The following is a 24,170-nucleotide window of genomic DNA, read 5'->3' as shown; positions in this document are numbered from 1 at the left end:
CTTGAGCCGTTCAATCAGCGTAGCGTTTATCAGCCAAGAAACAGTTGATAAGCCGGGTTATCACTTTCATCCCAATACGGGTAGCCGATTTCAGCCAGCGCCGCTGGCACCAGATGACGCTCGTCAGCCGGCACTTGCAGCCCCGCCATCACACGGCCATCTGCCGCGCCATGGTTGCGGTAATGGAACATCGAGATGTTCCAGCGCCCGCCCAGTTTGTTGAGGAAGTTAAACAGCGCACCCGGACGCTCCGGAAATTCGAAGCGAAACAGCAACTCATCACTGACCTTGGCCGCGTGCCCGCCGACCATGTGGCGGATGTGCAGCTTGGCCAATTCGTTTTCAGTCAGGTCGACCACCGGAAAGCCTTGTTCAGTCAGGCTGGCCAGCAAGGCACTGCGCGGGTCGTTCTCGGGGTGCGTCTGCACACCGACAAAGATGTGGGCTTCGCTGCCCGTGTGGTAGCGGTAGTTGAACTCAGTGATCTGGCGCTTGCCGACCGCCTGGCAGAACGCTTTGAAGCTGCCTGGCACTTCCGGGATGGTCACCGCGATGATCGCTTCGCGGCCTTCACCCAGTTCGGCACGCTCGGCCACATGGCGCAAACGGTCGAAGTTGACGTTGGCACCCGAGTCGATGGCAACCAGTGTCTGGCCGCGCACACCACGTTGCTCGACGTATTTTTTGATCCCTGCCACACCCAGCGCGCCCGCAGGCTCAGTGATCGAGCGGGTGTCGTCGAAAATATCTTTGATGGCAGCACAGATTTCATCGGTGCTGACGGTGATCACTTCATCGACATAGTCTTTGCAGATATCGAACGTGTGCTGGCCAATCTGGGCCACCGCCACGCCATCGGCGAAGATCCCGACGGTCGGCAAGACCACGCGCTCGCCCGCTGCCATCGCGGCTTGCAGGCAGTTGGAATCATCGGGCTCGACGCCAATGATCTTGATGTCTGGTCGCAGGTACTTCACGTACGCAGCAATACCCGCAATCAATCCGCCACCGCCCACCGGCACGAAAATCGCATCCAGGGGTGCCGGGTGTTGGCGCAAAATTTCCATCGCCACGGTGCCCTGCCCGGCGATGGTGTGCGGATCATCGTACGGGTGGACGTAAACGTAGCCTTCTTGCTCGACCAATTGCAGCGAGTAAGCCAAGGCTTCCGGGAAGGAGTCTCCGTGCAGCACCACAATCCCGCCACGCGAACGTACGCCTTCAATCTTGATCTCGGGCGTGGTTTTAGGCATGACGATGGTGGCTTTAACCCCCAATACCTTGGCGGCCAGCGCCAGGCCCTGCGCATGGTTGCCTGCCGATGCAGTCACTACGCCGCATGCGCGCTCGGCGTCACTCAATTGCGTGAGCTTGTTATAAGCGCCACGAATCTTGAACGAGTACACCGGCTGCAAGTCTTCGCGCTTGAGCAAAATCTGGTTGCCCAGACGCAGGGACAACTGATTGGCCGTCTGCAAGGGGGTTTCTACGGCAACGTCATAAACGCGCGAGGTGAGGATCTTCTTAACGTACTGTTCGAGCATCGGAAAACTTCACTGAGCGGGTGGGCAGGGACCAAGGAGTCTACCCCAGCGTTTACACGGGCGACCATACGAATCCAAAGGTTTTAGTTATACTCCACGCCCTTCTGTTTACCCTTCCCGCCCCGGAGCCCGCATGACCCAGGATCAACTCAAACAGGCCGTTGCCCAGGCAGCTGTCGACTTCATCCTTCCAAAACTGGATGACAAGAGCATCGTTGGGGTCGGCACCGGCTCCACGGCCAACTGCTTCATCGACGCACTGGCCTTGCACAAGGGCGCATTCGACGGCGCCGTGGCCAGCTCCGAAGCCACCGCCGCTCGCCTGAAAGGCCACGGCATTCCGGTGTATGAGCTGAACACTGTCAGCGACCTGGAGTTCTACGTGGACGGCGCCGATGAGAGCGACGAGAACCTGAACTTGATCAAAGGCGGCGGCGCAGCCCTGACCCGCGAAAAAATCGTCGCGGCCGTGGCTAAAACCTTTATCTGCATCGCCGACGCCAGCAAGCTGGTGCCGGTACTGGGCGCGTTCCCGCTGCCGGTTGAAGTGATCCCGATGGCCCGCAGCCACGTGGCCCGCGAGTTGGTCAAACTGGGCGGCGACCCGGTCTACCGTGAAGGCGTGGTGACTGATAACGGCAACATCATCATCGACGTGTTCAACATGCAGATCACCAACCCGGTGGAGCTGGAGCGTCAAATCAACGCCATCGTCGGTGTCGTGACCAACGGCTTGTTCGCTGCCCGTCCGGCCGACCTGCTATTGCTGGGCACACCTGAAGGCGTGAAAACCCTGAGCAAGTAACCCGTAAAACGGGTAGGAGCGAACTTGCCTCGCGATCTTTTAAAGATCAAAAGATCGCGAGACAAGCTCGCTCCTATGTATGGACTCGCCCCCACTGTCAACCCGCTTTTTCCCACTGATACCCGGCTGCATCTATGTATAAGGCCTATTTTGGGAAGCCATAATCGGCTTCTGGCCAACATTTTATGAGCTCGCGATATGCCAATTACAGTTAGGCCTCAAGGGCCGGTAGGAGCGCAGGCATAAATTCGCGACGGTCTGACCTGTGATCAATGTTCTTAAGCATGGGTTGGAGCGGTTTACACCCCGGTGGCAGAACTCTTTAGATCCTTAACTCATCGCTGCCTCTTGGCCGTTGCTCACTTGGCGGCGATACGTTTGGTCGTTTTGTAACAGCACCCAGATGATGCGCAAGTTTCGGTTGGCTAACCGAACGGCCGCCTCTTTGCGACCCAACTTTGAGACCCAGCGTTGCAAGCGCCGGTCATCTGGATCCTCTGAATCAGTGCGTACCTGTCTCAACACCGCGTGAGCGCCCTGAATCGCCAAGCTTCGCAAGTAGGCATCGCCATGCTTGCTCATCTTGCCCAATCGGACTTTCTCGCCGCTGCTGTGCTGCTTGGGCACCAAGCCGAAGTAAGCAGCGAACTGCCGCGCGTTGGCAAAGCGCTCAGGTTCGGTTTGTTTAGCGATCACTGCTGTAGAAATAATTGGGCCGATACCGCGTACGGTCATCAGCCGTTTGGCTGTTTCGTCATTTTTTGCCGCTGTTTCCAGTCGACCGGTCAGTACATTGATGCGCTCGCCCAACTGACTCCATTCGCCCAGTAACTCATCTATCAATTCGCGTAACAGGTCAGGCAATGGTTGGCTGGCATCCTCCAGAATCCGGGGGATAACCTGGCTGATTGCTGCTTCGCCCTGCGCCATGGCAAGACCATGCTCTAGCAACAGGCCGCGCATCTGATTACTCATTGCTGTGCGACGGCGCACGTAACCTTGCCGGACACGATGAAGAGCTTGCATGGCCAAGGCAGCAGCACTCTTGACCGGTACCGACGAGATATTGATATCTCGCCCTGCGCGCAAGATAGCCAGTGCATCGTTGCGATCGTTCTTGGGTCCGCTGCGGTGATTGGCGACATGCTGGGCTGGCAATATCCGGACAGGATTGCCTTGGGTTTTCAGCAATTGCGCCCATGCCTGAGCCCCCGGACCTGTCTCCACCAACACGGTTACGCTTGTTGGCAATTTCCGAAGAAATGCATGAAAGGCCTCACGTGAATTGATGCGCTCCTCATACACCGTTAGGCCAAAGGCATCCTGGCCAGCCACCTGGAAGACCCTTTTAGCCAGGTCTACGGCGATGACGGTGCATTTCGAAACATCGGTTGGCATGGACTGATTGGTCGTCGTATTCTTTTTCATGGACTCGCCCTCGCTGTCGTTGGCTTCTAATAGAATGCCACCGTGGCGCACAGACGCCTCGGCTTGGGCGAGTCCATGTAATTACACGGTGTTGATTCAAGGTTTCTTGAACACGTAAAACAGGTTCGGCTCACTCACCACATACACCGTCCCCTCGTCGTCCATGGCGACGCCTTCTGCTTGCGGCACTGATTTTTCCAGACCATGACGGCCCTTTCTCAGCGACAACGTGCTGATCGGGCGCCCGTTTATATCCAGCTCCAGCAGCAACTTCGACTCATCCGACAGCGCCAGTAAGTGCCCGCTGCGTTCGTCAAACTGCAAGCTCGACAAGTCACGTACAAACAACCGCGCATCACGCCTCGGGTTGGTCACCACGTGAGTGGCATAAGGTTGTCGCGGGTTGTCATGAGGAAAACCGCGCACCTCATATATCAGCATCGGATCACGCTCTTTGGCCACAAACAAACGCTTGCCAACCGAGTCGTAGGCCAGGCCTTCAAACCCCTTATTGCCCAGCGGGTTGATCCCAAGTGTCAATTGCTCGGCATCGGCGGCATTCAGTACGCGGGTGTTGTCATCGATCGTCACTTTGATCAAGCGCTGCTGAGATTCATCGGTGATCACATAAGTGTTCTCGCCAATGAACTCAATGGCCTCGGCATCACCAAACCCGACCAACGGTATACGCCGAACGATCCGCCCATCGAGCGACAACTCGACCAATTCGGTTTTTTTGTTAGTCACGGTAAACAGGGTTTTGCGCAATGGGTCGAAGGTCAGCGCAGAAACATTGTCTTCAAGGCCATCGATTGCCTGGCCTTGCAGCACGGCGCGGTACTCACCCAGATTGATGCTGTCAGGGTGCGCGGGCTGCCATAGCTGGCTGAGGTTGAACCAGGTGCGTTCGAACAAACGGTAATGCTGCGCAGCGAAGCCTGCGGCGATCAAGGCCGCAAGCAACACGCTCATAAAAAGGAAGGTAGAACGATTAACACGGCGCATTGGCTCGGGCTCTAAACAAATCAGGCGGTTGGAATACCACGACTGCATGAACTCAAGCTTAATTCTGGATGCACGGTATGTTGCTTGTGGGAGCCTGGCAGCGCTCCTACAGGGCCCCGCCCTGTCTTTACTTGGCCTTCTTCTCGAAACGGTAGAACAAGTTGGGCTCGCTCACCATGTACAGGGTGCCGTTGTTATCAATCGCCACGCCTTCGGCCCGAGGAATGGTGTTTTTCAGACCATTGAACCCACGAAGCAAGGTCATGAAGCTGACTTGCTCACCCAGCTCATCGAGTTCGAGCAGCAGGTGCGAGTCCGCAGACAGCACCAGCGTGTGGCCGGTGCGCGGGTCCATGCTCAATCCCGACAAATTACGCAGATCGAGCTCATCGCTGGGCACTTTTTGCTTGTCCCCGATGAGCACCTGGCTGCCATCGCTTTTCCACACAAACATGGCCGGTGGGCGCTCTTCACCCAACAACAACTGCTGGCGACGCGGGTCCCAGGCGATGGCTTCGAAGGCTTTGTTCTGGTTTTTGGAAGGCCCAAGGTCGTACTTCGGGAAGTCATCAACGTTCAGGCTTTTAGTGTCAGGCTCGACTTTGATGATGCTCAGCATGTGTTTGCGCTCATCGACAATCGCCAGCAGGCCATTCTCCATCACCGTCAAACCTTCCGGGTTGCTCCAGCCCACCAGCGGGATTTTGCGCAGCACGTCGCCGTCGAGGGTCAACTCCACCAGAAACGGATTTTTGCCCATCACGGAGAACAACGTATTGCTCAAGGGGTTGTAGGCAAGATCCGACGCTTCGTCCTTCTCCATCCCCGGCAACGGCTTGGCATCAATGACCGCCGTATAGTCAGGCAACCACACGCTTTCATTCTGCTCCATCGGGCTCTCAAACTGCTCCAGCACCCACAGTGCCCCACGGTCATCCCAGTGCATGATTGACGCCAGCCCATAGAGCAGCGCAGCCAGCACCAATAGCCAGTAATACCAACGGCCAAAGCGAGAAGGTCGACGCGCGGGAGGGGTCAGCTGAGGGTCTGTAGCCATGGGCAGGATCATCCAAGAAATTTTGCTAGGTCTAATAGCACAAAGCGGGCAAAACCGACTGCCTCGCGCGACGTTATTATGCAGATTGTGTGTGAAATAATTGCTAACACCAGCCCCCTCCCCTAGCAGGAAGGACTTAGCCTTCCCTATTTTTTCGTCTCAATGTTCACCCTGAAACTATAAAAAACATGTGTAGGATTAATCTATATTTATCAACAGCCATATTTTCCCACACACTCTTACACGCCAAACTTCCCAAGCACAGCCACATAAAACACGCCCCCTCACACTCGGCACTTTATAACTTCAAGTCCGTCTCCCCCTGTCTAAACGTCCCCTGAGGCAGCACTATTAAACGTCTTGCCAGTAGGAACTTTCTGATTAAGCCGAATACACTAACATTTGCTACATCCCGCCTTGACACTGATGAGCCAAGACTCTTATCTAATAAAAAACACTGTTCCAACCTGCACCCAACACAGTCATTTATCACCCGAACAGGCTGCATACGGATTTTCAAACCCATTACCCAAGCCACACGAGCACCCGTTTCACTCAGCGCTGGAACCCAAAGCAGCCGCGCCACTGTGCTCTGTGGCGCCTCAAAGTTAGAAAGGAATTTAACCCATGCCTTTTACCTTGCACACTCATAAGTTAGCAGCCCCCACGCTGGCCCAATCTAATAAGCACACTATTTGTGCACGTGCAGCCGAACAACTATTCGTCACTGTCGCACCCTATATAAATATGGAAGAAGGCGATTTAATCGAACTATTTTGGGACGGCTGCTATGTATCTTCACAACAACTAACCCGAGCAAACATTGGCCAACCCATTTCATTGAGAGTGCCCGAAAGTTTCATTCAAAATGGAACGGCCCGTCTTTATTACAGGGTGATGCACATTGGCAGCAGCCCTGCGCTTTCGGTCCAACTTAAAGTGCTGGTCAAACTTGATTGCCCCGGAGGCGAAGCCATCGGTGAGGAAAACCAGGGGCTTGCGCCACTGATGATTCCCGACCCGATCCAGCGTTACGGGGTTAACCCGAGCCAGATTAAACGCGGTGTGCCTGTGACCATCGAGCCCTACCGCAACATGGCCAGCGAAGACGAAATTACCTTGCTCTGGGGCGATGTGCGCCTGGATCTGCCAAAACTGCGTCAGGTCGACGTCAACAAACCTGTCAGCGTCTTCGTGCCCCCCGAGATTATTCAGGAAGCCGGCGAGGACCCAAAACTGGAGGTCACTTACTGCGTAATTGACCGCGTCGGCAACAACTCTCGCTGGGCACCGGCCCGAACACTCAAGGTGGGCGCCAACAAACGCTATATCAACACCGCCCCGCGTGAGGTGCTATTCGCCGCAGAGCCGCGTCCTAACTGGCGAAACTGATCGCTGAGGCCAGCGTGAATCGTCTATCCATATTCCAAAAATGTAGTTTTTATAATTTTTATACTCGATTAGGGTATATGCACCGGACCACCGGACTCTCTTGCTTTAACTCGCGCCGCTCAGCGGCGCTCCAAACAACGAGACGCGAGGTAGGTATGGCCAGCAACACAATTACCCTTGTGCAGATCGCCAGGGCATTGCGTGCAGTCAAGGAGCACAACTAATGTCCCTCTTGGCGAATGCACAACTGCAAAGCGACCTCGATGTCGCGCCCCTGTTGCTAGCAGCGCACGTCCTGCGCACTGACAACGAAGCCCTTCAAGCCGCCCACGAACTGGCCAACGCCGCCCGTGAACATGCCGCCAAGCGCGATCAGCAACGCAAACTGCCGTGGTCACTGGTCGAAGCCTTTACCCGCAGTGGCTTGGGCAGTATTTCTATTGCTCGCGCATTTGGCGGGCCGCAGGTGTCTTACGTCACCTTGGCTGAAGTCTTTGCGATCATCTCGGCAGCCGACCCGGCGCTGGGGCAAATTCCGCAAAATCAGGTGGGCCTTCTCAACCTGATTGAAAGCATCGCGACCCCGGCGCAAAAAGAACATTTGTTCACCAGCGTGCTGCAAGGCTGGCGCATTGGTAACGCGGGCCCGGAGCGCGGCACTAAAAACACCCTCGATCTGAAAGCCCGCATCACCGCCGATGGCGATGACTTCGTGATCAACGGCCAAAAGTTTTACTCCACCGGGGCGCTATTCGCGCACTGGATCGCCGTCAAGGCGCTCAACGATGACGGCAAGCAAGTCATGGCCTTTGTCCGTCGCGGCACACCAGGCCTGCGGGTGGTCGATGACTGGTCCGGTTTCGGCCAGCGCACCACAGCCAGTGGCACGGTCTTGCTGAACAACGTACCGATTGAAGCCGAGCTGGTCATCGACAACTGGCGCTTGGCTGAAATACCGAACATTCAGGGCTCGGTGTCGCAACTGATTCAGGCCGCCATCGACCTGGGCATTGCACGCGGCGCCATCGCCGACACCCTCAGCTTTGTGCGCGAACGCTCGCGCCCGTGGGTTGATGCCAAGGTCGAACGCAACAGCGATGACCCCTACGTGATCGCTGACATCGGCAAGTTGCAGATCGAGTTGCACGCCGCCGAAGCGCTGCTGCGCAAAGCCGGTCGCGTGCTTGACGAGGTCAGCGCAGCGCCGATCGATGCACAGGCCGCTGCCCGCGCCTCGATTGCCGTGGCCGAAGCCAAAGCCTTGAGCACTGAGCTGTCATTACTGGCCAGTGAAAAACTCTTCGAGCTGGCGGGCAGTCGCGCCACCCTTGCCGAGTTCAACCTGGACCGGCATTGGCGCAACGCGCGCGTGCACACCCTGCACGACCCCGTGCGCTGGAAATACCACGCCATCGGCGCCTACCGCCTCAACGGCACGTTGCCTGCCCGACATTCCTGGATCTAACGGAGACACCCATGTCACTGACATCCAAACAGGTCCCGGTTATCCACAGCGATGCCGAGGCCCTGAGCGTAGCGCGTGAACTTGCCGCCCATTTCAAGCGTGACAGCGTCTTGCGTGACCGCGAACGACGCCTGCCTTTCGATGAGCTGGAGCTGTTTTCCCACACCGGCCTGTGGGGCATTACAGTGCCCAAGGCGTATGGCGGCGCCGCCGTGTCCAACGTCACCCTTGCGCAAGTCGTGGCCCTTATCTCGGCCGCCGACAGTTCGCTGGGACAAATCCCGCAGAACCATTTTTACGCCCTCGAAGTGCTGCGCGTGAACGGCAGCGAATCGCAAAAACAACGGCTCTACGCCGAAGTCCTGGCCGGGCAACGCTTTGGTAATGCGTTGGCCGAACTGGGCACCAAAACCGCCCACGACCGCACCACGCATCTGGCCAAGGCGGAACACGGCTATCGCATCAACGGCCGCAAGTTCTACGCCACCGGCGCGCTGTACGCGCAACGCATTCCTACTTCGGTGGTGGATGACCACGGCGTGCAACACCTGGCCTTTGTACGCAGCGACAGTGAAGGTTTAAAGGTGATCGACGACTGGAGCGGCTTTGGCCAGCGCACCACCGGCAGCGGCTCTGTGGTGTTCGACAACGTGTTTGTCGCCACCGACGACGTGATCCCGTTTCAAAGCGCTTTCGAACGCCCGACGCCGGTCGGCCCGCTGGCGCAGATTCTGCACGCGGCCATCGACACCGGTATCGCCCGCGCAGCGTATGAAGACGCCCTGCACTTTGTACGCACCAAAACCCGGCCCTGGATCGACGCCACTTCTGACATCGCCAGCGAAGACCCATTGACCCTCAACACGTTCGGCCGCCTGAGCGTGCGCTTGCATGCCGCTGAAGCCTTGCTGGACCGCAGCGGCGAGTTTCTCGATACCGCCCAGGCCAACACCAACGCCAGCACCGTGGCGGCAGCTTCAATTGCCGTGGCCGAAGCGCGCGCCATTAGCACAGAAGTGTCGCTGGCCGCTGGCAGCACCCTGTTTGAGCTGGCCGGCAGCCAGGCCACCCTGGCCGAGCACGGCCTTGATCGTCACTGGCGCAACGCCCGCGTGCACACCCTGCACGACCCGGTGCGCTGGAAGTACCACGCCGTGGGCAATTACTACCTCAACAGTGAAAATCCACCGCTGCGGGGGACCCTCTGATGAGCAAAAAGAAAATCCTGCTCAATGCCTTCAACATGAACTGCATTGGCCATATCAACCACGGGCTGTGGACGCATCCACGCGACACCTCGACCCGTTTCAACACCCTGGAATACTGGACTGAGCTGGCGCAGTTGCTGGAACGCGGGCTGTTCGACGGCCTTTTTATCGCCGATATCGTCGGCGTCTACGACGTTTATCAACAATCGGTTGATGTTCCGCTCAAAGAGTCCATCCAGTTGCCAGTCAACGACCCGTTGTTGCTGGTTTCGGCCATGGCGGCTGTCACCAAAAACCTCGGTTTTGGTTTGACCGCCAACCTGACCTACGAGCCGCCGTATTTATTCGCACGCCGCATGTCGACCCTCGACCACCTGACCCGTGGCCGGGTGGGCTGGAACATCGTGACCGGTTATCTGGACAGCGCGGCCAAGGCCATGGGCCTGACCGAGCAAGTGGAACACGACCGCCGTTACGACCAGGCCGACGAATACCTGGAGGTGCTCTACAAACTCTGGGAAGGCAGCTGGGAAAACGGTGCCGTACTCAACGATCCGGTGCAACGCATCTACGCCCAGCCCGACAAAGTGCACAAGGTCAAACACGCGGGCGAGTTTTATCAGGTCGAGGGCTATCACCTCTGCGAGCCGTCGCCACAGCGCACGCCCGTGCTATTCCAAGCGGGCAGCTCGGACCGTGGACTGCGATTTGCCGGGCGCCACGCCGAGTGCGTATTCATCAGCGGGCAGACCAAAGCCGCGACCAAAATCCAGGTCGACAAAGTCCGCGCCAGCGCTGCGGCGGCGGGCCGCAACCCTGACGACATCAAACTGTTTATGGGCCTCAACGTCATCGTCGCGCCGACCGAAGCCGAGGCACAGGCCAAGCGTGAGGAATACCTGAGCTATGCCAGCGCCGAGGCCGGGGTGGCGCATTTCGCCAGTTCCACCGGCATCGACTTTGCCGACTACGCACTGGACGAGCCGATCCAGTACGTAAAAAGCAACGCCATTCAGTCCGCGACCAAAGTGCTGCAAAACAACGATTGGACGCGCCGCAAGCTGCTCGAACAGCACGCGCTGGGCGGGCGTTACATGACCGTGGTCGGTTCGCCGGAACAGGTCGCTGACGAACTGGAATCGTGGATCGCCGAGACCGGCCTCGACGGCTTCAACCTGACCCGCATCGTCACCCCTGAAAGCTATGCCGACTTCATCGATCTGGTGATCCCCGAGCTGCAACGTCGGGGCTCCTACAAGACGGCGTACGACACCGGCAGCTTGCGGCAAAAGCTGTTTACCGAAGGCGATGCGCACTTGCCCGAGCGCCATACCGGCGCCTCTTTTAGACACTAACCCCCTGTAGGAGCGAGCTTGCCTCGCGATCTTTTAAACGATCAAAAGATCGCGAGGCAAGCTCGCTCCTACAAAGACCGAATTACGCCCTTTTGACTGGATGAATTTCATGAACAAAAAACACGCACTGGTTCTGGCTCTCGGGCTGTTCAGCGGCCTCACTTTCGCCGCCGAAAAGCCCCTCAAGGTCGGCACCACCTCCGCCTTTGCCATTCCGCTGGAAGCCGCCGTGGCTGAAGCTGAGAAACAAGGGCTGAAAGTCGAGCTGATCGAGTTCACCGACTGGATCGCTCCCAACGTCAGCCTGGCCAGCGGCGACATCGACGTGAACTACTTCCAGCACATTCCATTCCTGGAAAACGCCAACGCCGCCAGCGGCTTTCATCTGGTGCCTTACGCCAAGGGCGTGATCAACAACGTGGGCCTGTATTCCAAAAAATACAAAAGCCTCGATGAACTGCCCGTCGGAGCTACCGTGGCCATCGCCAACGACCCGATCAACAGCGGGCGCGGCCTGCAACTGCTGGCCAAGGCCGGGCTGATCACGCTTAAACCCGGCGTCGGCTACAAAGCCACCGAAGAAGACATCATCTCCAACCCGAAAAAGATCAAAATCCTGCAGGTCGAAGCCGTGCAATTGGTACGTGCCTACGACGATGCTGACCTGGTGCAGGGCTATCCGGCCTACATCCGCATGGCCAAAACCTTCGATGCAGAGTCCGCGCTGCTGTTCGACGGCATCGACCACCCCGAATACGTGATTCAGTTCGTCATCCAGCCCAAGAGCAAGGACGACAAGCGCCTGGCCAAGTTCATCGACATTTATCAGCACTCACCGGTGGTAAAGGCCTCGCTGGATAAAACCTACGGCACCCTGTACCAACCTGGCTGGACGAACTGACCATGAGCGTAGCCATTGCCCACACGCGGCTCGATGAACCGCCACCCAGCGCATCCAAGACCGATCTGCACCCGGAGCTGACAAACGCCCACGTGCGTTTTATTGGCGTCGGCAAAACCTATGATGGTCGCCAAGGCCCGGTCGATGCCCTCAAAGGCATTGATCTGGCGATTCAACGCGGAGAAATTTTCGGCATTATCGGCCGCAGCGGTGCAGGTAAATCGTCGCTGATCCGCACCATCAATCGACTGGAACAACCGAGCAGCGGCCGCGTGTTGATTGATCAAATCGACATCGGTGAGTTTGACGAAAACAAGCTCGTCGCCTTGCGCCGTCAGATCGGCATGATCTTTCAGCACTTCAACCTGATGTCGGCCAAAACCGTGTGGCAGAACGTTGAACTGCCGCTCAAGGTGGCCGGTGTGCCCAAGCTGCAACGCGAACAAAAAGTTCGCGAGTTGCTGGAGCTGGTCGGCCTGCAAGGCAAGCACACGGCTTACCCGGCACAGCTCTCCGGCGGGCAAAAACAACGCGTGGGCATTGCTCGTGCGCTGGTTCATGACCCAGCGATTTTGCTCTGCGACGAAGCCACCTCAGCCCTCGACCCGGAAACCACGCAGTCGATCCTTGGCTTGCTGCGCGAGATCAATCAGCGGCTGGGCCTGACCATCATCCTCATCACCCACGAAATGGCGGTGATCCGCGACATTTGCCACCGCGTGGTGGTGCTCGAACAAGGCCAGGTCGTCGAACAAGGTCCGGTGTGGCAAGTGTTTGGCAACCCGCAGCACGAGGTCAGCAAAACCTTGCTTGCACCGCTGCAAGACAACTTGCCCGAGGCGCTGCAAAGCCGCATTCACGCCGCCCCGCAATCGGCACAATCGAGCGTGATTTTGCGCCTGCGCTTTACCGGCAGCCAGGCCCAAGAACCCGATCTGGGCGCACTCTTCAGCGCCTTGGGCGGCCAGGTGCGGTTGCTGCATGGCGGCGTCGAGCAGATCCAGGGCCATGCGCTGGGGCAGTTGCTGCTCAGTGTCACCAGCAGCTCATTGGGTGCCGAAGAATTGCGCAAGCGCGCTGAACAATGGGCGCAACAGGTCGAGGTGCTGGGCTATGGGGCTTGATCGTTTATGGCAGGGCCTGATCGACACCTTTTTGATGGTCGGCGTGTCGTCTTTTATCGCGCTGATTCTAGGCATTCCGCTGGCGGTGATACTGGTCACCAGCGACAAGGGCGGCATCTATGAAGCCCCCGCGCTGAACAAAGCCTTGGGCGCGTTCGTGAACCTGTTTCGCTCCATCCCGTTCCTGATTTTGATGGTGGCGCTGATCCCGTTTACCCGCTTGATCGTCGGTACCACCTACGGCGTGTGGGCGGCGGTCGTACCGCTGACCATCGCGGCCACGCCGTTCTTTGCGCGCATTGCCGAAGTCAGCTTGCGCGAGGTGGACCATGGGCTGATCGAAGCCGCACAGGCCATGGGCTGCAAGCGACATCACATCATCTGGCACGTTCTTTTGCCCGAAGCGTTACCGGGCATCGTCGGTGGTTTTACCATCACCATCGTCACCATGATCAACTCCTCGGCCATGGCCGGTGCGATTGGTGCGGGCGGCCTGGGTGACATCGCCTATCGCTACGGCTACCAGCGGTTTGACACCCAAGTCATGCTCACCGTCATCGTCTTGCTGGTGCTGCTCGTCGCCGTGATTCAGCTCGGCGGCGATCGCCTGGCCCGCGTACTGAACAAGCGCTGAGGTATAGTCGGCGGCCACACTGCCGCCGACTGAGCCCTGCGATGACCCTCGATCCCAACACCCTCGAACAGATTGCTGCCACCACCCTGGCGCACTACCAACAGAGTGCAGAAGGATTTCGCGAAGGCACGCGCGACCACGACGTGAGCCAGAACATCAACGCCTTGCTGCGACATATTCAAGGCGCGGCACCGTTCACAATTCTGGATTTTGGCTGCGGGCCGGGCCGTGACCTGCAAACCTTCACCCGACTGGGGCACATCGCCATCGGGCTGGACGGCACCGAACGCTTCACCCAAATGGCCCGCGAAGACAGCGGCTGTGAAGTGTGGCATCAAGACTTTCTCAACCTTGACCTGCCGGCCGAGCACTTTGATGGCATCTTCGCCAACGCCTCGTTATTTCATGTACCGACCCAGGAGCTGGAACGCGTGCTGCGTGAACTGCATGCCAGCCTGAAGCCGGGCGGCGTACTGCTGAGTTCGAACCCACGTGGGGATAACCGTGAAGGCTGGAATGGCCAACGTTATGGCGCGTATCACGACCTGGATAATTGGCGCGCGATGCTCACAGCGGCGGGGTTTGTGGAACTGGAACATTACTACCGCCCGACTGGGTTGCCCCGCGATCAGCAGCCATGGCTGGTGAGTGTTTGGCGTAAGTAACGCCCTTTTTTTGTAGGAGCGAGCTTGCCTCGCGATCTTTTGATCTTTTAAAAGATCGCGAGGCAAGCTCGCTCCTACAGTGTGGTGGTGTGTTTATAGCCAGATGGCATCCCAGTGAGGGTAGTCACCCAATCGCTTGACCAAGCCTGCCCGCAGTGGGTTGGCAACGATATAGCGGGCAGCATGAACCACATCTTCGTCATAACGGATTGCCCGGTCGTGATAGCCCTTTTGCCAAAGCTTGAGCGGCCTTCCTTGTGCAACGCCAATGCTCATGGCCGCCCGTGATTTTGTCCGTTGCATCACCGCTGAAAGACTTGAGCACTTAATCTCAACCAACCAATGGAAGTGATCGGGCATCACAACCCAGGCAAGTGATTTCACCCAACCTTCCTTATCAGTTCGTCTTAGCTCATTGATCAAAGAACGAGCTAAATGAAAGTCATTGAAAATCGGCTCTCGATTCCTAACAACCGCGGTGACTAGATAGATACGTCCAGCCTCAGAGAATCTCCCGGTACGTAGCCGACATGCATGAGCTGACACAGGCATTCCTTTAGATATCAAAGGAAAAAGGTTAGTGCCCTACAGCGAGGGTTGAAGCACTGCTGTGAATCTGAATATGTCCACACCCCCTGTAGGAGCGAGCTTGCCTCGCGATCTTTTGATCTTTGCAACACCATAAAAAAACCCCGAAGGGCTCACACCGTTCGGGGTTGTGGATCTTTCATGGATTACAACTTGGCGATGGACACTTCGGTGGATTTTACGAAGGCGATGACTTCACTGCCGACCACCAGCTCCAGCTCTTTGACCGAGCGGGTGGTGATAACTGACGTCACGATGCCGGACGCGGTTTGTACGTCGATTTCGGACAGTACGTCACCCAGTACGATTTCTTTGATGTGGCCTTTGAATTGGTTGCGAACGTTGATGGCTTTGATAGTCATGGTGTGGATTCCTGTCTTGGGATTAAAAGTAGGTTTATTGCGCCCAACGCAATTGCGTGGGCAGCGGTGCTACAGGTTCTGGTTCAGGTGGCGAACCCGGTAAGGCGAGGACTCGGTTAAGCACTTCGGTTTCCAATGCCGCCAGTCGATGTGAACCCCGCACCCGAGGGCGCGGCAGTTCGACAGTGAGGTCGAGCCCCACTTCGCCGTCTTCGATCAGGATGACCCGATCAGCAATCGCGACGGCTTCACTGACGTCATGGGTCACCAGCAATACAGTGAAACCATGTTGGCGCCACAGGCGTTCGATCAGTTGTTGCATCTCGATGCGGGTTAGCGCATCCAGGGCACCCAACGGTTCATCCAGCAGTAGCAAACGCGGTTGGTGGATTAAGGCGCGGGCCAAGGCCACACGCTGTTTTTGCCCGCCCGATAAAGCAGCTGGCCATTCGTTGGCCCGTTCGGCCAAACCCACTTCTTCCAGCGCTTTAAGGGCTTTTGGCCGCCAGTCGCCTTTGAGGCCAAGGCCCACGTTGTCGATGACTTTTTTCCAGGGCAACAAACGCGCTTCCTGAAACATGAGTCGGGTGTCGTCACGCGCGTCTTGCAGCGGTGCGCTACCGGCCAGCAGTTGACCCCCCGTGGGCTGGTCGAGCCCGGCCAGCAAGCGCATCAGGGTGCTTTTGCCACACCCGCTGCGGCCCACGATGGCTACAAACTGCCCTGCCGGAATGTGCAGGTTGATGTCACGCAATACCTGACGATCACCAAACGCTTTTTGCAGGTTCTGCACCACCAAAGGGATGCCCTGGCGCAAGTGCGGGAGCTGTTGAGCTGTCATGCTGCACCGCCTTTAACCACTTGATACGCCGGGTGCCAGCGCAACCACACACGCTCCAGACCCCGGGCCGCGCTGTCGGCCAATTTGCCGAGTACCGCGTACAAAAGAATCGCCAGCACCACCACGTCGGTTTGCAAGAACTCCCGGGCGTTCATCGCCAGGTAGCCAATGCCGGAGCTGGCAGAGATGGTTTCCGCCACGATCAGCGTCAACCACATAAAGCCCAGTGCAAAGCGCACGCCGACCAGAATCGAAGGCAGCGCACCCGGCAGGATCACTTGCCAGAACAGGCTGAAACCGGACAAACCATAGCTGCGGGCCATTTCAACCAGCGCCGGGTCAACGTTGCGGATGCCGTGGTAGGTGTTGAGGTAGATCGGGAATAACGTCCCCAGCGCCACCAGAAAAATCTTGGCCGATTCGTCGATGCCAAACCACAGGATCACCAGCGGGATGAGCGCCAGGTGCGGCACGTTGCGGATCATTTGCACCGAGCTGTCGAGCAGGCGTTCGCCCCACTTCGACAAGCCTGTGATAAACCCCAACGCTAGGCCGATGCCACCACCGATGGCAAAGCCAACGCCTGCACGCCAGCCGCTGATGGCGAGGTGTTTCCAAATCTCACCGCTGCGCACCAGTTCCACGCCCGCTTCAATCACTGCAATCGGTGCGGGCAAAATGCGCGTCGACAACCAGCCCGCCGACACTGACAACTGCCACACCGCCAGCAGCAATAAGGGCAACAGCCAAGGGGCAAGCGTGTGGCCAATTTTATTAAGGCTTGAAGCCTTCGCCGTACTCATGGCCGCCTCAGCTCTGCGACGCGGCTTTGGGAATGATGTCGTTGGCGACCATTTCACCAAACGGGCTCACGTAACCGGCACCTTTGGGCAGTTCCGGGCGCTCGATGTCCAGGTGCGGGAACAGCAGTTCAGCCACGCGGTACGACTCTTCCAGGTGGGGGTAACCCGAGAAAATAAAGGTATCGATGCCCAGGTCTGCGTATTCCTTGACCCGTGCTGCAACCGTTGGGCCGTCGCCGACCAGCGCCGTACCCGCGCCACCTCGTACCAGGCCAACACCGGCCCACAGGTTAGGGCTGACTTCGAGGTTGTCGCGGCTGCCGCCGTGCAGGGCAGCCATGCGCTGCTGGCCGACCGAGTCAAAGCGTGACAGCGAGGCTTGAGCACGGCTGATGGTGTCGTCGTCCAGATGAGAAATAAGTTTGTCGGCGGCTTTCCAGGCCTCTTCGTTGGTTTCACGCACGATCACGTGCAGACGAATGCCGAAGCGCACGGTGCGGCCCAACTTGGCGGCTTTGTCGCGCACTTGCTGGATTTTTTCTGCGACCGCAGCCGGTGGCTCGCCCCAGGTCAGGACCATTTCAACTTGTTCCGCGGCCAGGTCTTGCGCCGCTTCCGAAGATCCACCGAAGTACAACGGCGGACGCGGTTGCTGGATCGGCGGGTAGAGCAACTTGGCGCCTTTGACTTTGATGTGCTGACCGTCGTAGTCGACGGTTTCGCCTTCGAGCACGCGGCGCCAGATGCGGGTGAATTCCACCGAGGCCTGATAGCGCTCTTCGTGGCTCAGGAACAAACCATCACCGGCCAGCTCGTCCGGGTCACCACCGGTCACCAGGTTGAACAGCGCACGCCCACCGGACAATCTATCCAGGGTTGCGGCCTGACGGGCCGCCACGGTCGGCGAAACAATACCCGGACGCAGTGCCACCAAAAATTTCAAACGCTGGGTCACCGGAATCAATGCAGCGGCTACCAGCCAGGAGTCTTCGCATGAGCGTCCAGTCGGGATCAACACCCCGCCGAAGCCAAGACGGTCTGCAGCTTGCGCAACTTGTTGCAGATAACCGTAGTCGACGGCGCGTGCGCCTTCGGAGGTGCCAAGGTAATGGCCATCACCGTGGGTAGGCAGGAACCAGAAAATATTGAGGCTCATGGAGTGGTCTCCTAAATGGGTACAGCAAGCGTTAAGGGGCTTTGGCCACAGTGGCCGGTGGCGTCCAGATCACATCTTTAATAACCAGCGGCTTTGGAATGAGCTTGAGCTGGTAAAAACTGTCGGCAATCTTTTGCTGTGCGTTGACCACTTCAGGGGTCAGGAACTGCGCGCCGTAGCCTTGGCGTTTCACTGAGGTCTCGGTGATGTCGGCTGGCAGGCCCAGCAACGGAGCGACTTGTTGGGTCACCTCCTGCGGGTGTGCCTTGGCCCACTCTCCGACGTTGCGCACTTCGTCGATCAGGGTTTCGATCACTTTAGGATGCTGCTCAGCGAACGGCTTGGTCGCCAGATAGAACTGGTGGTTGTCTGCGATACCGGTCGCATCACGCAGGGTGCGAGCGTGCAGTTGTTGCTCGGCAGCAGCTTGGTACGGGTCCCAAATAACCCAGGCATCCACACTGCCGCGTTCAAAGGCTGCACGCGCATCCGCAGGCGGCAGGAACACGGTCTGGATGTCGGTGTATTTCAGGCCAGCATCTTCAAGGGCACGCACCAACAGGTAGTGCACGTTGGAGCCTTTGTTGAGCACCACTTTTTTGCCTTTGAGGTCTTTCACCGAGATGATCGGCGAATCCTTGGGCACCAGAATCGCTTCGCTGGTCGGCGCGGGTGGCTCATAGGCGACGTACAGCAGATCAGCGCCTGCGGCCTGGGCAAAGACAGGCGGGGTTTCGCCGGTCACGCCGAAGTCGATTGAGCCCACGTTCAGGCCTTCAAGCAGTTGCGGGCCGCCGGGGAACTCGGTCCATTGCACGTCGACGCCTTGCTCGGCCAGACGCTTTTCCAACGTGCCTTTGGCCTTGAGCAGCACCAGCGTGCCGTATTTCTGATAGCCGATACGCACGGTATCGGCTTGAGCTTGCAGTACAACGCCGAACGACACAGCCGCAGCAAACAGTGCGACCAGACCACGACGCAAAATAACAGGGCGCATGGCGCTCTCCTTATTTGTAATTCGATAATCGGGTAGCACCTGCCGAGCCGTTAGCGGTTCAGTAAGGTGGGTGACGCTTATAACGTCTTTGTAGGAGCGAGCTTGCCTCGCGATTTTTTGATCTTTTAAAAGATCGCGAGGCAAGCTCGCTCCTACAGATTGTGTTTATTAATTCAGATACTCCAGCGAGCCGTGCGCAGGCGCTCGTTGAGGATGTTGGGGTCCAGTGGTTTCGGACGGCGAGCCAGGGCGCTGTAGAAGTGCTCCAGGGACTCGTTCAAACGTTGCTCCAGAACCGGCACCAGTTGCGCTTGAGCGCTGCCCTCGCCGTAAGCAATTTGACTGTCTTCAGCAAAAATCCCGTGCAGCATTTCTTGAGCCTTGAGCGCCGACAAGACGGGCTTCAGCGCGTAGTCCACCGCCAGCATGTGAGCGATGCTGCCGCCGGTGGCGATAGGCAGAACCACTTTGTGGCTCAGGGCGCGCTCAGGCAGCAAGTCGAGCACGGTTTTGAGCGCACCACTAAAAGAGGCTTTGTACACCGGGGTCGCAATCACCAAACCATCGGCACGTTCAATTTGCTGCAACAGGTCGATAATTTTTGGGCTGTCGAAGCGCGCATGCAGTAAGTCTTCAGCCGGAAAGTCACGTACCTGATAACTCACCACTTCAACGCCTTGCTGGTTGAGCCAGTGCTTGGCGCGGTCCAGCAATACCCCGGAGCGGGATCGTTGGCTTGGGCTACCTCCGAGTGTCACGACCAGCATTAGGTGTTTCCTTGATTGAAGTGTGCAATGTGTTGTCAGCGTTTTCGCTTGAGTGAGGTGACATTAACAGGTGATTTTTATATCTATAAATCATATTTATTCATTTGTTTATTCCATAAATGCATATGAATTTATACGTAAAAAAAAGGCCGTCGAAACGGCCTTAAACCCTGTTGCATTGAAGAGGAAAACCTCATGGGAGCGAGCTTGCCTCGCGATCTTTTGATCATTAAAAGATCGCGAGGCAAGCTCGCTCCTACGGAAAACGGGTTACTTGTTTGGCTGTGGCGTCAGGCGCAGGTAGGGCTTCACGGCGCGGTAGCCTTTAGGGAAGCGTTTTTTGATTTCGTCTTCGTCCTTGAGCGACGGCACGATCACGACCTCGTCACCGTCTTGCCAGTTGGCCGGAGTCGCCACTTTGTAGTTATCGGTCAGTTGCAGCGAATCAACCACGCGCAGAATTTCGTTGAAATTACGCCCCGTGCTGGCCGGGTAGGTGATGGTCAGGCGAATCTTTTTGTTTGGATCAATCACAAACAGTGAGCGCACGGTGAGGGTGTCGCTGGCGTTGGGGTGGATCAAATCGTAGAGGTCAGACACTTTGCGATCGGTGTCGGCCAGGATCGGGAAGTTGACCACGGTGTTCTGTGTTTCGTTGATGTCGCCGATCCACTTGTGGTGCGAGTCCACCGGGTCAACCGACAGGGCAATGGCTTTGACGCCGCGCTTGCCAAATTCATCCTTGAGCTTGGCCGTGAAGCCCAGTTCGGTGGTGCACACCGGGGTGAAGTCGGCCGGGTGCGAAAACAGAATGCCCCAGCTGTCGCCCAACCATTCATGAAACTGGATTTTGCCAGCGCTGGAATCCTGTTCGAAATCGGGGGCGATGTCGCCGAGTCTTAGGCTCATGGTGCAGCTCCTTTTTGTAGGGAATGGCAGGGCGTGATGGGCTTACTCTGCCTGCGTCACGAGCGAATTAAAAAGAATAAATATCGATTTGGTTAGTCCTGAAAGGAATATTAAATACTGTTTCATTGGACGCAACCCGGTACCGGGTCCACTCTGGATCCAGGTTTAGGCAAGGGGAGTGGCAGGGAGCTACGACTATTAATGTGTTGCGAATTGACCGTTCAGGTCTTCGGTAAACACCCTGCCCGGCATTGCGCCGGGCAGGATTTTTCTTTCTTTTACGTCTTACTTTTTTTCGCTACAAACGGCTTACAGCAACGGGATCGAGTAGCTCACGATCAGACGGTTTTCGTCTTGGTTGCGCTGGCCAGCGATGTCGTTGCGCCACATGGCGTTTTTCCACATGAGGCCCAGGTTTTTCAACGCGCCTTCTTGAACAACATAGGCAACCGTGATGTCGCGTTCCCATTCGGAAGCGCCGTTGTTGTTCTGCTTGCCACCGCTGTAGGTGTCAATGTTGTCGCCGTGCAGGTAAACAGCACCTGCGGTCAGGCCAGGAACACCGACCTTGGCGAAGTCATACGAGTAGCGTGCTTGCCAGGTACGTTCGCCAGCACGGCCGAACTTCTGGATTTGCGAGTCAGTGATGGTGTAGTTCGACGAACCGTCGCCTTGGTTCAACCAAGGGAAGTCGCTGCTACCGTTGCTGACTTGGTAGCCGCCACCGAAGGTGTGGCCAGCAACGGTGTACAACAGCAAACCGCTGTACAGGTTGTTGTCGACTGGGCCTTTGCCGCTAGCGTTGCCGCTGTAGGAACCCGTGGTGTAGTAAGACGACTGGTTGCTGTTTTTGCCATCGTCGGTGCTGTTGAAATAACGCAGGTCAGTTTTCAACACGCCTGGACCGATTGCCCAGTTGTGAACCAGACCCAGGAAGTTCTGCTTGTAGAAATCTTCCAGGTTGCCGTAGTAGTACTGCAGCAACAGGTCTTTGGTGACCTTGTAGTCAGCACCGGCATAGCGGAATTTGTTGCTGAACTCACCCGTCACCGGGTTGTTCGCGCCCGAAATCGACAACTGTTCGTTGTTGCTGGAGTTACGGCCTTTAACGTGCTCGATCTGACCGCCGATCAGGGTCAGGTCCTTGATCTCGTTGGAGGTGATCTGGCCACCTTCAAAGGTCTGTGGCAGCAGACGACCATCGTTATAGGAAATAACGGGCAGTTTGGGCATCAGGGTGCCGTAACGCAGTTCGGTCTGAGAAATTTTGGCTTTGGCAGTGACGCCCAAGCTTGAGAAGTCATTAACAGCGTCGCCGTTGGACTTGCTCGGGAACACAGTGCCGCCGTACGAAGTAGCCGTTGCGCCGTTGGTGCCGCCGCCCGAATCCAGACGTACGCCCAACAGAGCAATTGCATCCACACCGAAACCTACAGTACCGGCGGTGAAGCCCGAGGTGTAGTCAACCTGGAAGCCTTGGCCCCACTCTTCGTTTTTGCTTTGCGCGCCTGCAGCTTTGGTGCCTGCATCGCGGTTATCCGTGTTGATGTAGAAGTTACGCAGTTTGAGCGTCGCTTTACTGTCTTCGATGAAGCCATCAGCGCTCGCTTGTTGCGCCAACAAACCGAGGGCTACAGCCACGGCCACGGTGGACTTGTTCATTGTGTTGCTCCTTTACATTTCTAATTTTTGTAGTTCGTTCGCCCAAGATCTGACGTCTCGGTGCTACTGGATGCGCGATTAGCGCCAGACCGTGAATGACAAGTCAATCCCAACATCTGGCGCCTACGACCTTCGTCTAGTGATCTACCGTAGACACGAAGGTTAAAGACTTTTTTATAAACCCAAAAAGAATTATTTCTAAATCTTTCATAACTAATAGGTATATGTAAGGAAAAGTCCTACGACCGCGCGAGCGGATGCTATCGGCCTTTGGTCGTATTCATAAATAGATTTTTATGAAATTTTTAAGTTGAGTCTTCCGAGCGGTTTGCGGCATGCGTGCCATGACTGAAAAACCCGGATAAAAGCTCGTGCGCGCGCACGAATGAAGAAGTCAGAACTTCATAAGCTAATGCTTAAAAGTTATTTATTTACTCGTTCTTAGATCATTTAACCTCGCATCTGCCGATAACCGGCCGCCTGCCGAGGACTCTCCCGATGAAACTGAACGCCCCCCTACGCCTTTTGGCAGCCCTGTCTCTGGCCGGTGCCAGTTTCTTTGCGCAGGCCGCCGCCGATGTGACCGTGGCTTACCAAACAACCGTAGACCCGGCCAAAGTGGCCCAGGCTGACGGCGCTTACGAAAAAGCCACGGGCGCCAACATCAAATGGCGCAAGTTTGATAACGGCGCAGACATCATTGCCGCCATCGCCTCGGGCGACGTGCAAATCGGCTACTTGGGTTCAAGCCCGCTGACGGCCGCCGTCACCCGCAAGGTGCCGGTAGAAACCTTTTTGATCGCCACCCAGATCGGCGGCGCAGAGGCGCTGGTCGTTCGTGATGGCTCCGGCATTAACGGCCCGCAAGACTTGGCGGGTAAAAAAATCGCCGTGCCATTCGTATCGACCGGCCACTACAGCCTGCTCGCCGCGCTGAAGCACTGGAACATCGACCCGTCGAAAGTGACGATTCTGAACCTCGCGCCACCGGCCATTGTGGCCGCCTGGAAACGCGGTGATATCGACGGCACTTACGTCTGGGACCCGGCACTGGGCGCAGCCAAAGAGAACGGCAAAGTGCTGATCACCTCTGGCGAGCTGGGCAAGCTGGGCGCACCGACCTTTGATGCCTGGATCGTGCGCAAAGACTTCGCCGCCAAGCACCCGGAAGTCGTTAAAGGCTTCGCTAAAGTCACGCTGGATGCCTACGCCGACTACCAGAAAGATCCGAAAGCCTGGGTGGCCAATCAGAGCAATGTCGACAAGGTTGTAAAACTTTCCGGCGCCAAGGCCACTGACATTCCTGGACTGCTGGAAGGCAACGTCTACCCGCTGGCAGCCGAACAAGTGGTTCTGCTCGGTGCACCGACCACCAAAGCACTGACTGACACGGCCGCCTTCTTGAAAGAACAAGGCAAGGTCGACGCGGTACTGCCGGACTACGCACCGGCGGTCAACGCCAGCTTCATCACTCAATAATTTACGCCCGCTGAGGAGTCGAC

Annotated in this window: 23 protein-coding genes; 10 read left to right on the top strand and 13 right to left on the bottom strand. The window is 57.1% G+C overall.

The window, feature by feature from the left end:
• Nucleotides 1–29: 29 nt before the first annotated feature.
• Entirely contained in the window at nucleotides 30–1,544 is a 1,515-nt protein-coding gene (gene ilvA, locus RHM56_RS24330; RefSeq protein ID WP_322236831.1) for a threonine ammonia-lyase, biosynthetic, read from the bottom strand.
• 133 nt (nucleotides 1,545–1,677) lie between these two features.
• Between ilvA and rpiA the strand changes: the two genes are divergently transcribed.
• Entirely contained in the window at nucleotides 1,678–2,349 is a 672-nt protein-coding gene (rpiA, locus tag RHM56_RS24325) for a ribose-5-phosphate isomerase RpiA (protein ID WP_016782772.1), read from the top strand.
• A 330-nt stretch (nucleotides 2,350–2,679) separates the two neighbouring features.
• Here rpiA and RHM56_RS24320 read toward each other — a convergent pair whose 3' ends face one another.
• The 3 genes from RHM56_RS24320 to RHM56_RS24310 form a co-directional block, all read right to left on the bottom strand.
• Nucleotides 2,680–3,747 carry an IS110 family transposase gene (locus RHM56_RS24320; protein ID WP_322241702.1) on the bottom strand — a complete coding sequence of 356 codons (1,068 nt, stop codon included), beginning with the start codon at nucleotides 3,745–3,747 and terminating at the stop codon, nucleotides 2,680–2,682.
• A gap of 126 nt (nucleotides 3,748–3,873) precedes the next feature.
• Nucleotides 3,874–4,782: an SdiA-regulated domain-containing protein gene (locus RHM56_RS24315; RefSeq protein ID WP_322236829.1), complete on the bottom strand. Its 909-nt coding sequence runs from the start codon at nucleotides 4,780–4,782 to the stop codon at nucleotides 3,874–3,876.
• A gap of 127 nt (nucleotides 4,783–4,909) precedes the next feature.
• Nucleotides 4,910–5,839 carry an SdiA-regulated domain-containing protein gene (locus RHM56_RS24310; RefSeq protein WP_322236827.1) on the bottom strand — a complete coding sequence of 310 codons (930 nt, stop codon included), beginning with the start codon at nucleotides 5,837–5,839 and terminating at the stop codon, nucleotides 4,910–4,912.
• A 627-nt stretch (nucleotides 5,840–6,466) separates the two neighbouring features.
• Here RHM56_RS24310 and RHM56_RS24305 point away from each other — a divergent pair.
• The 8 genes from RHM56_RS24305 (at nucleotide 6,467) to RHM56_RS24270 (ending at nucleotide 14,583) form a co-directional block, all read left to right on the top strand.
• Nucleotides 6,467–7,231: a hypothetical protein gene (locus RHM56_RS24305; RefSeq protein WP_322236825.1), complete on the top strand. Its 765-nt coding sequence runs from the start codon at nucleotides 6,467–6,469 to the stop codon at nucleotides 7,229–7,231.
• 223 nt (nucleotides 7,232–7,454) lie between these two features.
• Nucleotides 7,455–8,696 carry an SfnB family sulfur acquisition oxidoreductase gene (locus RHM56_RS24300; RefSeq protein WP_322236823.1) on the top strand — a complete coding sequence of 414 codons (1,242 nt, stop codon included), beginning with the start codon at nucleotides 7,455–7,457 and terminating at the stop codon, nucleotides 8,694–8,696.
• An 11-nt stretch (nucleotides 8,697–8,707) separates the two neighbouring features.
• The gene (locus tag RHM56_RS24295; RefSeq protein ID WP_322236821.1) at nucleotides 8,708–9,904 is read left to right on the top strand and encodes an SfnB family sulfur acquisition oxidoreductase; all 1,197 of its coding nucleotides are present in this window, start codon (nucleotides 8,708–8,710) and stop codon (nucleotides 9,902–9,904) included.
• Entirely contained in the window at nucleotides 9,904–11,259 is a 1,356-nt protein-coding gene (locus RHM56_RS24290) for an LLM class flavin-dependent oxidoreductase (protein ID WP_322236819.1), read from the top strand. Before RHM56_RS24295 ends, RHM56_RS24290 begins: the two co-directional genes overlap by 1 nt.
• 109 nt (nucleotides 11,260–11,368) lie before the next feature.
• Entirely contained in the window at nucleotides 11,369–12,160 is a 792-nt protein-coding gene (locus RHM56_RS24285; protein ID WP_322236817.1) for a MetQ/NlpA family ABC transporter substrate-binding protein, read from the top strand.
• Nucleotides 12,161–12,162: 2 nt separating this feature from the next.
• Nucleotides 12,163–13,284: a methionine ABC transporter ATP-binding protein gene (locus RHM56_RS24280; RefSeq protein WP_322236815.1), complete on the top strand. Its 1,122-nt coding sequence runs from the start codon at nucleotides 12,163–12,165 to the stop codon at nucleotides 13,282–13,284.
• Entirely contained in the window at nucleotides 13,274–13,918 is a 645-nt protein-coding gene (locus RHM56_RS24275) for a methionine ABC transporter permease (RefSeq protein WP_322236813.1), read from the top strand. Before RHM56_RS24280 ends, RHM56_RS24275 begins: the two co-directional genes overlap by 11 nt.
• 41 nt (nucleotides 13,919–13,959) lie before the next feature.
• Nucleotides 13,960–14,583, top strand: coding sequence for a class I SAM-dependent methyltransferase (locus RHM56_RS24270; protein WP_322236811.1), 624 nt, complete (start codon nucleotides 13,960–13,962; stop codon nucleotides 14,581–14,583).
• Nucleotides 14,584–14,676: 93 nt separating this feature from the next.
• On the opposite strand, the gene RHM56_RS24265 is transcribed toward RHM56_RS24270, so the two are convergent.
• From RHM56_RS24265 to RHM56_RS24225, 9 genes are all read right to left on the bottom strand, one after another.
• Nucleotides 14,677–15,135: an REP-associated tyrosine transposase gene (locus tag RHM56_RS24265; RefSeq protein WP_322236809.1), complete on the bottom strand. Its 459-nt coding sequence runs from the start codon at nucleotides 15,133–15,135 to the stop codon at nucleotides 14,677–14,679.
• A 182-nt stretch (nucleotides 15,136–15,317) separates the two neighbouring features.
• Entirely contained in the window at nucleotides 15,318–15,533 is a 216-nt protein-coding gene (locus RHM56_RS24260) for a TOBE domain-containing protein (RefSeq protein WP_003444581.1), read from the bottom strand.
• Between the two features lie 34 nt (nucleotides 15,534–15,567).
• A complete protein-coding gene (gene ssuB / locus RHM56_RS24255; RefSeq protein WP_322236807.1) occupies nucleotides 15,568–16,374 on the bottom strand; it encodes an aliphatic sulfonates ABC transporter ATP-binding protein in 807 nt (268 codons plus the stop codon).
• Nucleotides 16,371–17,177 carry an aliphatic sulfonate ABC transporter permease SsuC gene (gene ssuC, locus RHM56_RS24250; protein ID WP_322236805.1) on the bottom strand — a complete coding sequence of 269 codons (807 nt, stop codon included), beginning with the start codon at nucleotides 17,175–17,177 and terminating at the stop codon, nucleotides 16,371–16,373. Before ssuC ends, ssuB begins: the two co-directional genes overlap by 4 nt.
• A 7-nt stretch (nucleotides 17,178–17,184) precedes the next feature.
• Nucleotides 17,185–18,333: an FMNH2-dependent alkanesulfonate monooxygenase gene (gene ssuD, locus RHM56_RS24245; protein WP_322236803.1), complete on the bottom strand. Its 1,149-nt coding sequence runs from the start codon at nucleotides 18,331–18,333 to the stop codon at nucleotides 17,185–17,187.
• Nucleotides 18,334–18,364: 31 nt separating this feature from the next.
• Nucleotides 18,365–19,330, bottom strand: a complete 966-nt coding sequence (locus RHM56_RS24240) for a sulfonate ABC transporter substrate-binding protein (RefSeq protein WP_322236801.1) — start codon at nucleotides 19,328–19,330, stop codon at nucleotides 18,365–18,367.
• 173 nt (nucleotides 19,331–19,503) lie between these two features.
• On the bottom strand, nucleotides 19,504–20,097 hold the full coding sequence (gene ssuE / locus RHM56_RS24235) for an NADPH-dependent FMN reductase (RefSeq protein ID WP_019410782.1): 594 nt from the start codon (nucleotides 20,095–20,097) through the stop codon (nucleotides 19,504–19,506).
• 270 nt (nucleotides 20,098–20,367) lie between these two features.
• A complete protein-coding gene (locus tag RHM56_RS24230; RefSeq protein WP_322236799.1) occupies nucleotides 20,368–21,006 on the bottom strand; it encodes a peroxiredoxin in 639 nt (212 codons plus the stop codon).
• Between the two features lie 309 nt (nucleotides 21,007–21,315).
• A complete protein-coding gene (locus tag RHM56_RS24225) occupies nucleotides 21,316–22,668 on the bottom strand; it encodes an OprD family porin (RefSeq protein ID WP_322236797.1) in 1,353 nt (450 codons plus the stop codon).
• Nucleotides 22,669–23,166: 498 nt separating this feature from the next.
• Between RHM56_RS24225 and tauA the strand changes: the two genes are divergently transcribed.
• On the top strand, nucleotides 23,167–24,147 hold the full coding sequence (tauA, locus tag RHM56_RS24220; RefSeq protein ID WP_322236795.1) for a taurine ABC transporter substrate-binding protein: 981 nt from the start codon (nucleotides 23,167–23,169) through the stop codon (nucleotides 24,145–24,147).
• The last annotated feature ends 23 nt before the right edge of the window (nucleotides 24,148–24,170 follow it).

This window comes from Pseudomonas sp. CCC3.1 (assembly GCF_034347405.1).
Taxonomy (GTDB): Bacteria; Pseudomonadota; Gammaproteobacteria; order Pseudomonadales; family Pseudomonadaceae; genus Aquipseudomonas.
Note: the sequence above shows the minus strand (reverse complement) of the source record. Positions and strands in the feature narration are given on the sequence as shown.

Excerpts from the sequence above, each read along its gene's own strand:
- ssuB (WP_322236807.1), bottom strand. The coding sequence starts at position 16,374 with ATGACAGCTCAACAGCTCCCGCACTTGCGCCAGGGCATCCCTTTGGTG.
- RHM56_RS24265 (WP_322236809.1), bottom strand. The coding sequence starts at position 15,135 with ATGCCTGTGTCAGCTCATGCATGTCGGCTACGTACCGGGAGATTCTCT.
- tauA (WP_322236795.1), top strand. The coding sequence starts at position 23,167 with ATGAAACTGAACGCCCCCCTACGCCTTTTGGCAGCCCTGTCTCTGGCC.
- RHM56_RS24285 (WP_322236817.1), top strand. The coding sequence starts at position 11,369 with ATGAACAAAAAACACGCACTGGTTCTGGCTCTCGGGCTGTTCAGCGGC.
- RHM56_RS24260 (WP_003444581.1), bottom strand. The coding sequence starts at position 15,533 with ATGACTATCAAAGCCATCAACGTTCGCAACCAATTCAAAGGCCACATC.
- RHM56_RS24290 (WP_322236819.1), top strand. The coding sequence starts at position 9,904 with ATGAGCAAAAAGAAAATCCTGCTCAATGCCTTCAACATGAACTGCATT.
- RHM56_RS24320 (WP_322241702.1), bottom strand. The coding sequence starts at position 3,747 with ATGCCAACCGATGTTTCGAAATGCACCGTCATCGCCGTAGACCTGGCT.
- RHM56_RS24300 (WP_322236823.1), top strand. The coding sequence starts at position 7,455 with ATGTCCCTCTTGGCGAATGCACAACTGCAAAGCGACCTCGATGTCGCG.
- RHM56_RS24305 (WP_322236825.1), top strand. The coding sequence starts at position 6,467 with ATGCCTTTTACCTTGCACACTCATAAGTTAGCAGCCCCCACGCTGGCC.
- ssuC (WP_322236805.1), bottom strand. The coding sequence starts at position 17,177 with ATGAGTACGGCGAAGGCTTCAAGCCTTAATAAAATTGGCCACACGCTT.
- ssuE (WP_019410782.1), bottom strand. The coding sequence starts at position 20,097 with ATGCTGGTCGTGACACTCGGAGGTAGCCCAAGCCAACGATCCCGCTCC.
- ssuD (WP_322236803.1), bottom strand. The coding sequence starts at position 18,333 with ATGAGCCTCAATATTTTCTGGTTCCTGCCTACCCACGGTGATGGCCAT.
- RHM56_RS24275 (WP_322236813.1), top strand. The coding sequence starts at position 13,274 with ATGGGGCTTGATCGTTTATGGCAGGGCCTGATCGACACCTTTTTGATG.
- RHM56_RS24240 (WP_322236801.1), bottom strand. The coding sequence starts at position 19,330 with ATGCGCCCTGTTATTTTGCGTCGTGGTCTGGTCGCACTGTTTGCTGCG.
- RHM56_RS24225 (WP_322236797.1), bottom strand. The coding sequence starts at position 22,668 with ATGAACAAGTCCACCGTGGCCGTGGCTGTAGCCCTCGGTTTGTTGGCG.
- RHM56_RS24270 (WP_322236811.1), top strand. The coding sequence starts at position 13,960 with ATGACCCTCGATCCCAACACCCTCGAACAGATTGCTGCCACCACCCTG.
- RHM56_RS24280 (WP_322236815.1), top strand. The coding sequence starts at position 12,163 with ATGAGCGTAGCCATTGCCCACACGCGGCTCGATGAACCGCCACCCAGC.
- rpiA (WP_016782772.1), top strand. The coding sequence starts at position 1,678 with ATGACCCAGGATCAACTCAAACAGGCCGTTGCCCAGGCAGCTGTCGAC.
- RHM56_RS24315 (WP_322236829.1), bottom strand. The coding sequence starts at position 4,782 with ATGCGCCGTGTTAATCGTTCTACCTTCCTTTTTATGAGCGTGTTGCTT.
- RHM56_RS24310 (WP_322236827.1), bottom strand. The coding sequence starts at position 5,839 with ATGGCTACAGACCCTCAGCTGACCCCTCCCGCGCGTCGACCTTCTCGC.
- ilvA (WP_322236831.1), bottom strand. The coding sequence starts at position 1,544 with ATGCTCGAACAGTACGTTAAGAAGATCCTCACCTCGCGCGTTTATGAC.
- RHM56_RS24295 (WP_322236821.1), top strand. The coding sequence starts at position 8,708 with ATGTCACTGACATCCAAACAGGTCCCGGTTATCCACAGCGATGCCGAG.
- RHM56_RS24230 (WP_322236799.1), bottom strand. The coding sequence starts at position 21,006 with ATGAGCCTAAGACTCGGCGACATCGCCCCCGATTTCGAACAGGATTCC.